Here is a 15425-nt window from a genome sequence, read left to right on the forward strand (position 1 = left end):
ACGCGTACGTGGGACTGGGCGGCCAGGTGGTAGACCTCGTCGGGCCGTACCTCCTGGAGCAGGCGCACCAGCCGGGTGCCGTCGGTCAGATCGCCATAATGCAGGAACAGCCGTTCCGTGGTCTGCCGGTCGTCCCCTCGGTGGACGAAGTCCGGTACCCGGCGGGCGGTGCCGTGGACCTCGTACCCCTTCGCCAGCAGCAGTTCGGTGAGATAGGACCCGTCCTGGCCGCCGATCCCGGTGATGAGCGCCTTCTTGACTGTCACCACGCACTCCTAACTGGGCGTAGACCTCGAAATCCGGTGCCGCCGAGTGCGCCTTGCGGCGTAGGGCTGCTGACCATATGTCAGATTAGGTCAGGCCAGGGATCATTCATGGGAAGTGAGGTGCTGTGTCCCATGAGTGGAGATGTGTACCGGGTCGCGGTGACATGGCCGGCGACCCGGCACGGCCCTTGGGCTTGCCCGAACGGTTAGAGGAGTGCCTGCTCATGAACACGACCATCGCCGGGGCACCGACCGCCGCACCCCACCGCCCGCTGGAGCGTTTCGACCGGATCTTCGTCGCCGGACGCCGGGGCCTGGTGGGCTCCGCGGTCTGGAGACGGCTGAGTGCCGCAGGATTCAGCGCACTCCTCGGCCCCGACTCGACGGAGCTCGACCTGAGGAACCGCCCGGCGGTGTTCGACTGGTTCTCGCGGCACCGGCCGCACGCGGTCGTCCTGGCAGCCGCGCGGGTCGGGGGGATCAGGGCCAACACGACCCGCCCCACCGAGTTCCTGTCGGAGAACCTGCGGATCCAGGTGAACGTCATGGACGCCGCCTTGCGGCACGGCGTCGAGCGGTTGCTCTTCCTGGGCTCCAGTTGCATCTACCCGAGACTGGCCGACCAGCCGATCCGGGAGGAGGCCCTGCTGACCGGACACCTGGAGGAGACCAACGAGGCCTATGCGATCGCCAAGATCGCGGGCATCATGCACGTCCGGGCCGTGCGCAGGCAGCACGGCCTGCCGTGGATCTGCGCCATGCCGACGAACCTGTACGGCCCCGGTGACACCTTCCACCCCGAGCGTTCGCACGTGCTGCCGTCGTTGATCAGACGATTCCACGAGGCGTACGTCGACGGAGCGCCCAAGGTCGTCAACTGGGGCACCGGCACCCCGCGCCGGGAATTCCTGCACGTCGACGACCTCGCCCGGGCCTGCCTGACCCTCCTCGAACGGTACGACGCGGACGCGCCCGTGAACGTGGGTACGGGGGAGGACCTCACCATCCGCGAACTCGCCGAGACGGTGGCGGCCGTCGTCGGTTACGAGGGCGCCGTCGAATGGGACCCGCGGCAGCCGGACGGGACGCCGCGCAAGGTCCTGGACATCTCCCGGATCACCGCGCTGGGATGGAAACCCGAGATCTCCCTGGAGGACGGGATCCGCAGCACCTACGCCTGGTACGTCCGGCTGCTTCGATCGGGCGAGGCTCGCGGGCGGTGAAGTGCCGTGGTGCTCGCCGCGGCGTGCATCGCCCGGTCTCCTTGGTACGGTCCCCGGGTGCTGAAAAAGGCTGTCAGCGGTCTGACTCAAAAGGCCGTCGAAAGAGGGGTTCAGGCCGGGATCGATGAACTTCGCTTTTCGGTGGAGCCGCCTTCGTGAGGTCCCGCATCCGGACCGCTCGCGGCCTCGGCGACGAGCTGACGTACACGGGCGACGACCATGCGCGGCTCCTGCGGTCGATGCGCGACCTCACCGTGCACCTGGTGGACGAGCGCAGGGACGTGTCGATCGCCGAGGCCTTCGGGGCGTGACGGCCCAGGCCGGGGTCGTCCGGGTGACGACCCCGGCCTGGGCCGGCAGGCCTCGGCCCGCGGCGCGGATCAGCGGCATGCGGCGGCCCTGCCGTCGAAGAAGGCCCGCTCCGCCGCACCGGCCTGCTCGAAGAGTTCGGCGTCGTCGGTGTGGAAGGCCGCGATGTCGTAGTACGAGCCGTTCCCGTGGGCCAGCGTGTAGCGGCCGAGGTCCTTCCACACATGCGGCTCGGTGAGCCGCGTGAGGAGCAGGAGTTCGCCCGTGTGGGCGTAGACGAGCGCCCCCCGGTATCCGGCCTCGGCGAGTGCCGTGACGGCCCGGTACGGGTTCTCGTCCCCTGTTCTGGCGGCCCACAGGGGAGCGAACTCGAAGAAGACGACGGGACGCGCACGGGCGAGCAGTTCCCCGTTCGCCACGATGATGCCCGGATCCGCCCCGTCCGTGTCGATCTTCACCAGACCCGGCGACGAGAAGCGCGGGTGTGAACCGAGGACGGCCGGCAGGGACCGGAAGGGGCGGGCGGGCCGCGGACCCGACGTCGGAGGGACCAGCGTGGCGGTACCCGCTTGCCGTACGACGGTGTGAACCCGGCCGGTGTCGTCGGCGGTGGCCACGTACGCCTCCTCGATCTCGACGTCGGGCAGGTGCTCGACGTTCCGGCGCAGGAGGTCCAGAAAGAGCTCATCGCCTTCCACGCAGAGGATCGGCGCCGTCGCCGCCGCCCGCATGAGAACAGCGGTGTCGCCGACGTTCGCGCCGATGTCCACGATCGTGAGGTCCTGACGGGCCGCCGCCGTCATGGCCGTCAGGCGTGCCAGGTTCTGCGCGTAATGCGGGGACGCGGAGAGAATGACGGGCAGGTCGTGCGACAGCGGCAGCACGATGTCGTGACCGGCGATTCGGCAGGTGACGAGCGGGTCGCCGTGCTCCGACCAGAACCGGCGAGTGAACCGGGCCGAAGATCTGATGATATGACGACCAATGGAGCCGTTGTGCGCCGCTGTCGCGCATTTAAGCAATGCCTGGGCAACACTGTTCGGTGCTGTTGTTCTCGGCATTGTCGCAGAATTGGTCATGCGGGAAACGTAGCAGAGACCGTATTCCCGCATTCTCGTGACGGTCTCTATCGGCCGCCGATTTTCGTGAAGATGGCCCACCCCCGGCTGACGCAGCGTGCGACCGGCCACCAACAGTTCTCCGAGCGCCGGGCCCTCGGGCCGAGATAGCGGCGCATGACGCGCCGTCCCTCGTCCTGCGGGTCCGGATTGCTCGCCGTCAGCGACGTGGGGTGCACGCGGAAGCACCCGAGCCGCCGCGGCAGGTAGGCCATCCGTCCGCTGCGCCGCAGGCGCAGATGGAGGTCGAAGTCCATCGCGTACCGCAGGGTGGGGTCGAGCGCGCCCACCTGCCGCACCGCCTCGCGGCGGTAGAGGGACCCGGGCTGCCCCACCCAGTTCTGGCCGTACCGGAAGAACCAGGAGGCGAACGTACCGGGACGCATCGTGTAGAGCGCGCGGCCGACCGAGTCGATCACCGTGACCTGGCCGTACACCATGCTGGCGGCACGGGTCCGGTCGAGTTCCCCCTGGGCCGCGGCCAGGCTTCCCTCGGCGAGCAGGTCGTCGTCGCCCAGCCAGGCCAGAAACTCGGCGGTGGCCCCCTGCCAGCCCTGGTTGATCGCGTTGCTGAGGCCCCGCCGCTCCTCGACGAGGAAGCGGCAGTCGTGCCGCTCGGCCGCCTGACGCAGGTGGGGAGCGGCTCCGGCAGGCCCGACGATCACCAGGTCCACGGGCTCCGCCTGCTGCCGGATCGAGGTCAGGCACTCCTCGAGATAGGCGGGGCGTTCGCCGTTGGTCGGCACCACCATCCGCACGCGCGGGACGGCCCGGAAGCCCACTGCACCACCTCCGATTTCCGTCATCGATTTCCGTCGTCGACAGGTGTCCCTGCCGTAGTGCTACCCCGGACCGGGCGATGTGCCGGCGGTGACACGGCACTCGACCCGGAAATTCCTCCGCCCGGAACCGGATGGCGGGCCGGCCGTCGGTTCGGGGGAATCGGCGAGTTCACCTCCGCGCGGCGCGTTTGTCGGCCGATGCCTGCTCCGCCGGTCCAGTCTGTGCATGCAGTCCTGCTTTTCCGCACGCTTTCCGTCACGTCATCGGCCCGGTTCACCCGCGGCACACCCGGAAAGGAAGTTCGCCCGGTGTTCTCCACCGTCTGCGTCATCGGCCTCGGCTACATCGGCCTGCCCACCGCCGCCGCCATCGCCACCAACGGGATCGACGTCATCGGTGTCGACGTCAACCCCGCCACCGTCGACCTCGTCAACGCCGGCCGGATTCCCTTCGGCGAGCCCGACCTGGCCGTGGCGGTGAGCGGTGCGGTCGCCATGGGGAGGTTGCGGGCGGCCACGGCGCCCGAGTCCGCCGACGCCTTCATCATCGCCGTGCCCACCCCGCTCCAGGACGACCGCACGGCGGACCTGTCGTACGTGCGCGCCGCCGCCGCCTCGGTGAGCCGGGTGCTCAAGGCGGGCGATCTCGTCGTCCTGGAGTCCACCTCGCCGCCCGGGACCACCGTGGAACTGTCCCGGTGGCTCGGCAAGCACCGGCCCGATCTCACGTTTCCGCACGAGAGCGCGGACGCGCCCGAGGTGCGGGTCGCGCACTGCCCCGAACGCGTACTGCCGGGCCGGACGATGATCGAGATCGTGACGAACGACCGGGTGGTCGGCGGGGTCGGCGAGGGCTGCGCCGAGCGGGCACGCGCCCTGTACCAGGTGTTCACCAAGGGCGAGTGCCTGCTCACCGACGCCACGACCGCGGAGCTGGCCAAGCTCGGCGAGAACGCCTTCCGCGACGTCAACATCGCCTTCGCCAACGAGCTGTCCATGGTCTGCGACCAGCTCGGCATCGACGCCGGGGACGTCATCGACCTGGCCAACCGGCACCCCCGGGTGGACATCCTGCGCCCGGGGCCGGGCGTCGGCGGGCACTGCATCGCCGTGGACCCCTGGTTCATCGTCTCCGCCGCGCCCCGGCAGGCGCGGCTCGTCCGGCTCGCCCGGGAGATCAACGACGGGCGGCCCGGTTACGTGCTCGGCGAGGTGCTCGGCACGGCCGGACGGTTCAAGGACCCGGTGATCGCCTGCCTCGGCCTGGCCTTCAAGGCGAACATCGACGACCTGCGCGAAAGCCCCGCCCTGCACATCGTCACCCAGCTGGCCGAGCGGCGGGTCGGCCGGCTGCTGGTGGCGGAGCCGCACATCCGGGAACTGCCGGAGTCACTGGCACGTGCGGGCGCGGTCGAACTCGTCGACGTCGCCACCGCCGTGCGCGACGCGGACATCGTCGTACTGCTCGTGGACCACGACGCCTTCCGCGGCGTGAAGCGGACCGCGCTGCGGGGCAAGGCGGTGTTCGACACCCGCGGGCTGTGGCGCTGACCCGGTGCCGCCGAACTCCGCGGGGCGCTCGCACAGCCCCAGCCAGTGGCCGAGCGCGCGCACGCTGCGGTCCGCCGCGCGCCCGTCGCCGAACGGATTGACGGCCGTGGCCATCGCGGCGTAGGCGGCCCGGTCGTGCAGCAGCCGCCGCACCTCCTGCACGATGCGCTCCCGGCCGGTGCCCACCAGCAGGGACGTGCCCGCCCGCAGGGCCTCGGGCCGTTCCGTGGTGTCCCGCATGACCAGCACCGGCTTGCCGAGGCCCGGCGCCTCCTCCTGGATGCCGCCGCTGTCGGTGAGGATCAGGTGCGCGCGGTCCATCAGCCGGGCGAAGACGCCGTAGTCGAGCGGCCGGGTCAGCCGTACGTTCTCCAGGTGCTCCACGTGCGGCAGGATCGCCGCGCGTACCACCGGGTTGGGGTGCAGCGGCAGCACGATGAGCAGGCCGGGCTCGCTGCGTGCCAGGTCGCCGAGGGCGCCGCCGATGGCGTCCATGCCGCGTCCCCACGACTCCCGGCGGTGGGCCGTCACCAGCAGGACCCGGCGGGTGGTGTCGTCGAGATCGGCCAGCGCCGGGTCCTCGAAGCGCGCCCCGCGCCCGACGGCCCCGCGCAGGGCGTCGACGACGGTGTTCCCGGTGACCACCACGGCCGACGGCGCGACGCCCTCCCGCAGCAGGTTGTCGCGCGCGTGCCGGGTGGGCGCGAGGTGCAGGGACGCCAGCTGGGTGGTGATCCTGCGGTTGATCTCCTCGGGGAAGGGGGCGTACCGGTCGTCGGTCCGCAGCCCCGCCTCCAGGTGGGCCACCGGGACGCGGTGGTAGAAGGCGGCCAGGGCCCCGGCGAAGGCGGTCGTGGTGTCGCCCTGCACCAGCACCGCGTCCGGGCGCTCCGCCTGCAGCAGCGGACACAGCCCGTCCAGGACGCGGACGGTGATGTCCGCCAGGGACTGGCCGGGGGCGAGGACGCCCAGGTCGTGATCGGCGCGGATGCCGAACACCGCGTGCACCTGATCGAGCAGTCCCCGGTGCTGGGCGGTCACCGTCACCGTCGGCCGGAACATCACGGACCGGTCCAGTGCCTCGATGACGGGGGCCATCTTGATGGCCTCCGGTCTCGTTCCGTACACGACCATCAGTCGTTTCACCCGAGTCTCCTTAACCGAGGGCCCCGGACGGCGGGCCGCTCCAGCGAATCGGTATCGCGCGACCGAGCCCGAGCATTCGCCGGGCGTGTTCACCCGGCCGTATGCGGATATTGCTCCGTCTGGTCTGTTTCGTGGATGAATTCATGACCTTGCGCCTTATATTCCGCGGTGGCCGTAACTCCCTCCCTGTGAAGGCAGGAAAGTGAAGACAGTGCTCCTGTCGCCGCGTACCGGTTCCATCACGGTGGCGGACGTTCCCGCCCCCGAGGCGGCCGCCGGGATGGTGGTCATCCGCAACGACTGGTCGCTCATCAGCGCGGGCACGGAGCGGGCGACCGTCTCCGCCGGCGCCAAGGGCCTGATCGGCAAGGCGCGGCAGCGGCCCGACCAGGTGGCACAGGTGATCGACAGCGTGAAGCGGGCCGGGCTCGCGGACACCTACCGCACCGTCAGGGACCGTCTGGACCGGCCGGTGCAGCTCGGCTACTCCTGCGCGGGGACGGTGCTGCGGACGGGCGAGGGCGTCGACGACATCCGGCCGGGGATGCGGGTGGCCGCCGCCGGGGCCCGTTACGCGGCGCACGCGGAGATCGTCGCGGTGCCCCGCAACCTCGTGGTGCCGGTGCCGGACGGGGTGGACACCCGGTGGGCCGCCTTCGCGACGGTCGGCGCGATCGCGCTCCAGGGCATCCACCAGGCCGAGGTGGTGCCCGGTTCCCGGATCGCCGTCATCGGGCTCGGCCTGCTCGGCCAGATCACCCTCCGGCTGGTGCGGGCCTACGGCTACGACGCGGTGGGCGTCGACCCCGACCCGAGCATGGTGGCGCTCGCCGAGTCCGCCGGGCTCGCCGCCTTCCCGCGGGACGCGGACGGCCTGCCCGGCCTGGTCCTGCGGCGCTGGGCGGGCGCCGGCGCGGACGCCGTGCTCATCACCGCGGCCACAGCCAGCTCCGACCCCGTCGAGTTCGCCGGCCGTCTCGTCCGCGACCGGGCCACCGTGGTGGTTGTCGGGGACGTGGGCGTCGCACCGCCCCGGTCGTCCTACTACCACAAGGAACTGACGGTCCGTTACGCGCGTTCCTACGGCCCCGGCCGCTACGACCCCCGCTTCGAAGAGGGCGGCCACCCCTACCCCGAGGGCTATGTGCCGTGGACGGAGAGGCGCAACCTGGCCGAGGTGCTGCGGCTCCTGGCGACGGGCGCCGTGGACTTCGCCGGGCTCAAGCCCCGGGTGTTCGCCGTGGAGGACGCGGCCGAAGCGTACGAGGCGCTCAAGCCGTCCGGCACCGGCCGGAGCGTGGCCCTGCTGCTGCGCTACCCCGGCACGGCGCACCTCCCGCCGCCCGCGGCACCGCCGACGGCGCCCCGTCCCTGGACCGCCCCGCGCGGCACGGTGCGGATCGCGGCCGTCGGCGCGGGCAACTTCGCCACCAGGACGCTCTTCCCCGAGCTGAAAAGGGAGCCCGGCGTCGCGTTCTCCTGGGTCGCCGGAGGACGTGGACCGTCCGCCGCGCATCAGGGCCGCCGCTGGGGCTTTCGTACCGTCGCGGAGAGCGCCGAGGCCGCCCTCGCCTCGGGCGGCGCCGACTGCGTGCTGGTGCTCAGCCGCCACGACAGCCACGCCCGGTACGCGGCGGGTGCGCTGCGCGGCGGCGCCGCCCTGTTCTGCGAGAAGCCCCTCGGCCTGACCGAGACGGAACTGGAGGACCTCGCGGACGCGTGGCTGGCCTCCGGCGCCCCGGCGATGGCCGGATTCAACCGGAGGTTCGCGCCCTCAGTGCGGGACCTGCGCGCCGCGCTGCCCGCGGGCGCGCCCCTCCAGCTCGTCCACCGGGTGTTCGCGGGCCGGCTCCCGGCCGGCCACTGGTACTCGGACCCCCGGCAGGGCGGCCGGCTGCTCGGGGAGGTGTGCCACTTCATCGACACCGCGGGCTTCCTGGTCCCCGGCAGGCCTCTCGCGGTACGGGCCGTCGGCGTTGACTCCAAGGACCCGGCCACCGCCCACAGCGTCACCGTCCACCTCACCTACGACGACGGGTCGTCCGCCTCGATCGTCTACGGGGGGCTGACGGCTCCGGGCGCCCCGAAGGAACTCCTGGAAGTGGCCACCGACCGACTGGCGGCCAGGATCGACGACTTCCGCTCGCTCACCGTGTGGAAGGGGGGACGGGCGGCCACGACGAAGTACCGGGGCGCACCCAAGGGGCACGCGGCCGAGATGCGCTCGCTGCTGCGCCGGGTCCGCGACGAGCCCCTCGACGAGCAGACCGCCGCCGCCGCCGACTTCGCGTCGGCGCTGTGGAGTTCCCTCGTCGCCTGCCGCGCCGCCGACTCGCTCGCCGAGGACCGCGTCGTCGGGACCGCCCCCGCCACCCCGGCTCTGGCCAGGGCGCTGGGGTGCCCGCAGCCCGGCCTCACTCCCGGTCCTGGCGGTGGTCCCGGCCCCGGCCCCGGTCCCGACGCCGCGGCCGGCGTGCCGCGACCGGGTCGGCACGCCGGCGGTTCCGCTCCGGCCGCGACGGAGCTCTGATGTGCGGCTTCGTGGTTCTGCTGGGCCGGGCCGCGCGGCCCGGGCGGTCGTCGCACCCCGACCCGTGCGCGGTGATCGCCCACCGCGGCCCGGACGCGGGCGGGCACGCGGACCTCGGCGGGCAGAGCTGGCGCGCGGCGCTGCACTTCCGCCGCCTGGCCGTGGTGGACCTCGCCCCGAGGAGCGACCAGCCCTTCGGGTCCGCCCGGCGGGGCGTGCTGGTCTACAACGGCGAGATCTACAACGCACCGCAGCTGCGCGCGGCGCTGCGGAAGCGGAATGTGACGTTCACGACCGGGGGCGACACCGAGGTCCTCTACGAACTGCTGCTGCAATCGGACGCGCCGCGGCTGCTCGACCAGGTGGACGGCATGTTCGCCTTCGCCCTCGTCCTGCCCGACGGTGAGGTGCGCTACGGACGTGACCGGCTGGGCGTCAAGCCGCTGTACGCGGCGGCGGACGCGGCGGGGCGCCTGGTCGCGCTCGCCAGCGAGATCGAACCGCTGCGGGTGGCCGGGCTGACCGGAGGCGCCGACCCGGTCGCGGTGGCGCAGGGTGCCATGTTCCTCTGGACACCGCCGCCGCGGACCGGCTGGCAGCGCGTCCGCACGGTACCCGCCGGGACGGTGCTGTCCCGGCGCGCGCCCGGGTACGACGAGGCGTCGACCTGGTGGCGCGCTCCCGCCCCCGTGCCCGCCGCGGACATCGGCGTCGCCGTCCGTGAGTCGATCGCGCGCCAGGTGCGGGCCGATGTGAAGGTGGGGCTGCTGCTCAGCGGAGGTCTGGACAGCACCTGGCTGGGCGTGGAGCTCCGCAGGGAGGGCTTCACCGGACCCGCCTTCGCCGCCCGGCCGTCCACCGCGTCGGCCGCCGCGGAGCCGTTCGACGACGACGCCCCCTACGCCGCCCGGGTCGCCTGCCGGCTGGGCCTGCCGCTGGCCTGGGTCGACCTCGACGTCGACGTGCTGCGCCGGATCCCCGAGCTGGTGACCACCATGGAGCTGCCGTTCGGGGACCCCGCCGCCGTCGCGCTCATGCGGCTCTCCCACGCGGCCCGCGGCGAGGCGACCGTGCTGTTGTCGGGGCTGGGCGTGGAGGAGCTGTTCCTGGGCTACCAGCGCTACCAGGCCGTACAGCTGCTGCAGCGGCTTCCCGCCTGGACGCGTCCGGCCCTCGGCGCCGTGGGCCGGGTTCCCACGCCCCGGAGCTACCGCGGCCGCGCGGACAAGTTCGGGCAGCTGCTCCGGCTCGGTGCCCTCGACTGGTCGTGGGCGACGCAGGCCTACCACTCCGGGCCGGAGTGGGCGGCGCTGTCGCCGCTCGTGGGGCTGGAGGCGGTCACCGAGCGGCACCGTGAGGTGGCGGGCGCCGTGCTGGCCGCGGGCGGGACGCCCCTCGCGGCGCTGGCGGAGTGCGACCGGCGGCTGTTCCTGCCGGGACTGAACCTGCTGTACGGCGACCGCGCGTCCATGCGCGCGAGCGTCGAGCTGCGGGTCCCGTTCCTGGGGGAGCCGGTGGTGGCCGCCGCTCTCGGCGCCGTCGCGGAGGAGCAGCTGCGGCTGGGGGACGGCAAGGCGCGCTTCCGCGCGGCCGCGGTCGCCTCCGGTGTGCCGGAGTTCGTCGCCCGGCGTCCCAAGACGGGCTTCGGGGCGCCGGTGCGGTCGTTGCTGCGCGAGCACGGTCACCGGCTGTGGACCGAGGTACGGCGCTCCCCGCTGTTCGACGACGTCTTCGACCGGCGGACGGCGGACCGACTCGTCGCCGAGCACGTGCACGGCCGGCGTGACCGTGGGCTCGCCGTGTTCGGGCTGCTGTGCGCGGCCGTGTGGTGGGAGCGGTACGCGGCGGGCGGCGCGGGCCGGACGGCGGAGGTCCTGTCGGGTTACCGGGCGGCCGCCGTCGCCTGACCGCGTGGATGTGACGTGGTGTGCAGGGCGGTCAGCGCGTCGAGGAGGGGGGCGGCGCTCCAGCGGGGTGACTCCCACAGGGCCCTGTTCGCCCGCGGGGTCCCGGGGTTCGTGGCGAGGGCGGGGTAGCGGTCCATGACCGCCGCCAGCACGGCGTGGCCGAAGTCGGTTCCGGTGAAGCCGCGTTCGGACGTCCATGCCGCCATGCGTACCGCCGTGGCGTCGTTGTTCGGGTCCCGCCGGGTCCGGGCGTCCGCGAAGTAGCGGGGCAGCGGGCCGTCGAAGAGGTGCCGCAGATAGTGGTCGACCCCGCGTACGAGCGGGGTCCGCACGTCCATGCCGAGCAGGGTCGCCGCCTGGTCCAGGCGCAGCAGCACGTATCCGGTGTGGAAGCCGTCCACCCAGCCCAGGCGCGGCCCCGGGCCGTACGGCCACGAGCCGTCGGGGCGCTGGCACCGAAGGCTCACCTCGACCGCTCTGCGGGCCGCGTCCGCCAGCCGGTCCGCCAGGCCGGCGGGCAGGGGCGTGGCGCGGGCCAGGCGGGCGGCGAGCGCGGCACCCATGAGGTTGGCGTTGTGGACGAGGACGCCGCTGCCCGGCGTGTAGGTGAAGAACACGCCGTTGTGCAGGTGCGTCAGCAGCCCGTGGGCGAGCGACCGCACGGCCGTGCCGTCGAGTGTCCCGGCATCCAGACAGCCGTCCGCGCAGAAGGTGGTGGCCACCAGGTTGGGGAGCGACGCCGGGTAGTACGACCAGCGGGTCTGCACATCGAACTCGTAGCGCCACAGCCCGGCGTACCGGCCGGACAGCTGCGCCTGGGCCGTCGACCGGCCGAGGCGCAGCGCGCGCTCGCGCCAGACGGGGGCCGCGGCGAGCCGGGCGCAGGCACCGGCCGCGCAACCGGTGGCGGTGGCCGTGCGCAGCGGGCGGATGCCGAGCAGCGGCCGCAGGTCGGCCGGGCTGCGCTTGACGGTCTGCAGCAGGGCCTGGCGCAGCACCCGGTGCACGGCCAGCCGCCCCAGCGGTCCGGTCAGCCCGTCGTAGGGGTCGGGGCCGGACCAGTCGCGGGCGTCGGCCCACCGGAAGAGCCGGTCGGCGAGGACGAGCACGTCGGGGACGGCGGGGGCGGTTGTCGATTCCATGGGTTCTCCTTGCTCCGCGCGGTGCGCTCAGTGGCCCTGCGCGGTGCGCCCGGTGGGCTCCGCGCGGTGCGCTCAGTAGGCGCCGGTGCCCGCGACGACGGCCCGCACCGTGCGCACCAGCACCCCGAGGTCCACCGACGGCGACCAGTTGTCCACGTATCCGAGGTCCAGGGCGATCGTCTCGTCCCACGACAGGTCCGAACGTCCGCTGACCTGCCACAGGCCGGTGAGGCCCGGCTTGACGGCGAGTCTGCGCAGTTCCACCTCGTCGTAGCGGGCGACCTCGTCGGGCAGCGGCGGACGCGGGCCGACCAGGGACATGTCCCCGCACACCACGTTGAACAGCTGGGGCAGTTCGTCCAGGGAGCAGCGGCGCAGCAGACGGCCGGCGCGGGTGATGCGCGGATCGCGCCGGATCTTGAACATCCGGCCGTCCTGCTCGTTCGTGCCGGCCAGTTGGTGCCGCAGCCGTTCGGCGTCGGCGACCATGGTGCGGAACTTCATCATGGTGAAGGGCGCTCCGCCGCGTCCGATCCGGGTCTGCCGGTGCACGACGGGTCCCGGGGAGTCCAGGCGCACGGCCAGGGCGACCGCCGCGAACACCGGGGCCAGGAGCACGATCAGCAGCGCCGCGCCCAGCCGGTCGGTCACCGACTTCAGCACCGCGGCGAGCCCCCGCCGCAGGGGCGGTGCGACGTTCAGCATGGTCAGTCCGGCCACCGAGAACACGCCCAGCCGGCGCCCGGACACCTCGGTCAGACCCGGTACGACCACGAGCCGGCGCCCTTCGCCGTGCAGGGCCCAGGACAGCCGGCGCAGGCGGGTTCCGCTCATGTGCGGTCCCGGTACGACGAGGACCGCGTCCACGTCGAGCCGCCGGGCCGCGTCCAGCACCGGGGTGTGGTCGGCCGCCATCCGCGCGGGCGTCTGTCTGCCGAGGCGGGCGGCGACGGGGGCCAGCGACTGCGGGTTCTCCTTGCCGATCGGGCAGAGGCCGACGATGACGAACTCGTGCTCGGTGCGCCGCGCGAGGTGGCCGACGAGGCCGTCGACGGCCTTCGCCTCTCCGATCACCAGGGCCCGGCGCACGGCGCGGCCGTCGCGGCGCCGGGCGACCAGATGGCGGCGGATCAGCGTGTGCACGAGAGCACTCGTGGGCGCGGCGGGCGCCAGGGCGGCGAGCGCGACGGGGAAGGGGGAGTTCTCGCCGGTCGCCGCCCGTACCACCGCGAGCATGCCGACCAGGACCAGCCAGTCCTGCAGCGCGGGGCGCAGGGCGCCGCTCTCCCCTAGCCGGCGTTCGGCGTAGCGGTCCCGTGCGGTGCGCACGAGCAGCCAGGCCACGGCGGCCACCGCCGCGTGCAGCACGGCCCGCGCGCCGTCGGCCGGGGCGAAGGCGAGGTAGGCCGGCACGAGGGCGCCGACCGCGTCCCCGAAGGCGGCGGCCGGCATGTACCAGAGGGGTTTGCCGGTGTCGCGTCCGGCCGGTGGCTGTTCGTCGACGCCCCGGGGCCACGGCTGTCGTGCCCCCGGTAGCTGGGGCATGATCTCCCCGAACAGCGACATTCGCCCTCCAAACGGGAGTAAAAGGGTCTGATCGAGTGTGTATGGCGTCCGCGGCGGAGCGGGGTGCGACGCTTGCCCGCGGGGCGACTGTCACCCGATAGGACCCTGTGCCGTGCTGTTTGTCCGGCTGCCGCATGCACTGCCCGGTTTCACCGTGGCCCGCAGGGGCGTGACCAGGGGCTGGCGCAGCAGGACCGGCCTGCCGTCCGCGTGCGGTTCGCGCAGGTTCAGCACCAGGGTGCGGCGGGCGCCCGCGGGCAGTTCCAGATCGAGCGTGTACACGGGGTGGCCGCGTTCGGTGCCGGGCGCCAGCAGGGCGGTACGGCCGTCCAGGGTGGCGCCGACGAGGTCGGCTCCGGCCCCGGCGTAGTACGACACCAGGAGCCGGTTGTCGCCCGGCCGGGTGCGGTAGGGCGGGTGGTCCTCCCGCAGGGTGACGTAGCCGGGCAGGCCGGCGGACGGGGCGCGGTTGGTCAGGGTCACGGTGACGGTGACCGGGCGCCCGCCGCCGGCGCAGTCCCCCGCCTCCCAGACCAGGCTCCGGTCCAGGTAGTAGTCCAGCTTCGAGCCCGCCGCGTTGTTCACCGCCAGCCCCGCGAAGGGGCCCGGGGTGTCCGGGAGCGTGCCCGCGTAGGGGCGCGTCTCCAGGAGCCGCTGTTCCTCGGGGTGCGCGCTCCACAGCTTCAGCCGGCCCTCGCGCTGCGCCTCGTGCACGGCCAGGAGCAGGGCGGGCAGTCGGCGGGTGTCGGCGTAGGCGGCGAGCAGGGGCCCGGCGACGGCGCGTGCCGCGTCGACGAAGAAGGCCTTGCGCCGGGTCACGTCGTCGTAGCGCGCGTAGCTGGCCCGCTCGGTGAGGTCCAGGACGTTGTCGGCGGTGAGCTCGGTGCCGTCGGCCAGCCGGGCCGGACCGGTGACCCGCAGGAGACGGCCCAGCGCGGCCGGGTCGAGGGCGATCGCGCCGTCCACGCGCTCACCGGTGTGCCGGTGCCAGGCCGCGGCCCAGATGCGGGCCGCGTAGGGGAAGTGCGGGCTGAGGTTGGAGTTGGCCCACACGCGGGTGGGATCGCTGCCCGCGTAGCGGTCGGCGAACTCGGCGCCCAGGTCGATGTCCGCCTTCGCCGCCGCCATCTCGGTGTTGTTGCCGAACCGCTCGAACGACACCCGGCCCCGGTCGGTCCGGAGCACCGCGAAGGCCCCCGCGACCCCTCCGGTGCCGCGTGCCTCGGCGGTGTTCTGGAACGCCAGGAAGTAGCGGTGTTCGCCCTGTTCACCGAGGAGTGACGGCAGCAGACGGGCCGCCACGGAGACGTCGGCCAGCGCCGGGGCGAGGCGGTCGGTCTGCCGGGCGAGGGCGGCCCGGGCCCGGTCGGCCGCCGGCAGCCAGGTGGACCGGGGCAGCCCGCGCACGTCGGCCCGCACCCGGGCGGCGACCTCTGCCGCCCGGACGACGTCCGGGGCGTGTTCGCGCAGTGACCGCAGCGCCCCGGACATCCCGTCGGGGCCGTCCGGTGCCGGCAGGGCGCGGATCAGGGGGGAGAGGACGCCGGCGGACAGCCGGTCGGCGGCGGACGCGGCGCCGCGCACGGTCCGCAGCGGGCCGCCGAGGAAGGGCAGGCGGGCGGCGACGTACCAGGCCGGTCCCGTGGTGAGGCGGTGCGCCCGGGCGGCGTGGGCCGCCGCGGACCGCACCGAGGGCCGCTGCCGTCCGGCCGCGCCGGGTGCCGGTGCGGCCGTCACGGAGCGCCGCAGCGCATCGAGGTCCCGCTCGGCCGCGAGCAGCTCCGTGCGGGCGAGCAGTCCGGTGACCGCGATCCAGGCGGCCCCGGCCAGGGCGAGCGCCGCGACGGTCGCCGGGACGTACCGGAGCGCGCGGCGCAGGCCGCCC

General features: G+C 73.6%; 11 protein-coding genes and 1 pseudogene. 5 read left to right on the forward strand and 7 right to left on the reverse strand.

The window, feature by feature from the left end; all coding sequences use genetic code 11:
• Nucleotides 1-266 (reverse strand): GDP-mannose 4,6-dehydratase (locus ABZX30_RS35420; protein WP_355941718.1); only part of this gene is annotated, 266 nt, incomplete at its 3' end.
• Between the two features lie 224 nt (nt 267-490).
• Between ABZX30_RS35420 and ABZX30_RS35425 the strand changes: the two genes are divergently transcribed.
• Nucleotides 491-1489: a GDP-L-fucose synthase gene (locus tag ABZX30_RS35425; protein WP_355941720.1), complete on the forward strand. Its 999-nt coding sequence runs from the start codon at nt 491-493 to the stop codon at nt 1487-1489.
• A gap of 155 nt (nt 1490-1644) precedes the next feature.
• Entirely contained in the window at nt 1645-1800 is a 156-nt protein-coding gene (locus tag ABZX30_RS35430; protein ID WP_355941723.1) for a hypothetical protein, read from the forward strand.
• 69 nt (nt 1801-1869) lie between these two features.
• Here ABZX30_RS35430 and ABZX30_RS35435 read toward each other — a convergent pair whose 3' ends face one another.
• Nucleotides 1870-2877, reverse strand: coding sequence for an FkbM family methyltransferase (locus tag ABZX30_RS35435; RefSeq protein ID WP_355941726.1), 1008 nt, complete (start codon nt 2875-2877; stop codon nt 1870-1872).
• A gap of 47 nt (nt 2878-2924) precedes the next feature.
• On the reverse strand, nt 2925-3722 hold the full coding sequence (locus ABZX30_RS35440; RefSeq protein ID WP_355941729.1) for a glycosyltransferase: 798 nt from the start codon (nt 3720-3722) through the stop codon (nt 2925-2927).
• A 285-nt stretch (nt 3723-4007) separates the two neighbouring features.
• On the opposite strand from ABZX30_RS35440, the gene wecC reads away from it, so the two are divergent.
• Nucleotides 4008-5249, forward strand: a complete 1242-nt coding sequence (wecC, locus tag ABZX30_RS35445) for a UDP-N-acetyl-D-mannosamine dehydrogenase (RefSeq protein ID WP_355941732.1) — start codon at nt 4008-4010, stop codon at nt 5247-5249.
• Between the two features lie 63 nt (nt 5250-5312).
• On the opposite strand, the pseudogene wecB reads toward wecC, so the two are convergent.
• A pseudogene (gene wecB / locus ABZX30_RS35450) lies at nt 5313-6383 on the reverse strand (UDP-N-acetylglucosamine 2-epimerase (non-hydrolyzing)); the annotation flags it as partial.
• A gap of 214 nt (nt 6384-6597) precedes the next feature.
• Here wecB and ABZX30_RS35455 point away from each other — a divergent pair.
• Both ABZX30_RS35455 and ABZX30_RS35460 read left to right on the forward strand, forming a co-directional pair.
• The gene (locus tag ABZX30_RS35455; RefSeq protein WP_355941735.1) at nt 6598-8925 is read left to right on the forward strand and encodes a bi-domain-containing oxidoreductase; all 2328 of its coding nucleotides are present in this window, start codon (nt 6598-6600) and stop codon (nt 8923-8925) included.
• A complete protein-coding gene (locus tag ABZX30_RS35460) occupies nt 8925-10832 on the forward strand; it encodes an asparagine synthase-related protein (protein WP_355941738.1) in 1908 nt (635 codons plus the stop codon). The genes ABZX30_RS35455 and ABZX30_RS35460 overlap by 1 nt, the downstream gene beginning before the upstream one ends.
• On the opposite strand, the gene ABZX30_RS35465 is transcribed toward ABZX30_RS35460, so the two are convergent.
• The 3 genes from ABZX30_RS35465 to ABZX30_RS35475 form a co-directional block, all read right to left on the reverse strand.
• Nucleotides 10808-11974 (reverse strand): hypothetical protein, encoded by a 1167-nt coding sequence (locus ABZX30_RS35465; RefSeq protein WP_355941741.1) that lies wholly within the window; start codon nt 11972-11974, stop codon nt 10808-10810. The genes ABZX30_RS35460 and ABZX30_RS35465 overlap by 25 nt on opposite strands.
• A 72-nt stretch (nt 11975-12046) precedes the next feature.
• Nucleotides 12047-13540 carry a sugar transferase gene (locus tag ABZX30_RS35470; protein WP_355941744.1) on the reverse strand — a complete coding sequence of 498 codons (1494 nt, stop codon included), beginning with the start codon at nt 13538-13540 and terminating at the stop codon, nt 12047-12049.
• Between the two features lie 90 nt (nt 13541-13630).
• The coding region (locus ABZX30_RS35475; protein WP_355941746.1) for a DUF4012 domain-containing protein at nt 13631-15425 on the reverse strand (1795 nt) is incomplete at its 5' end.

Source organism: Streptomyces sp. NPDC004542 (genome assembly GCF_040610035.1).
In the GTDB taxonomy this organism is placed as follows: Bacteria; Actinomycetota; Actinomycetes; order Streptomycetales; family Streptomycetaceae; genus Streptomyces.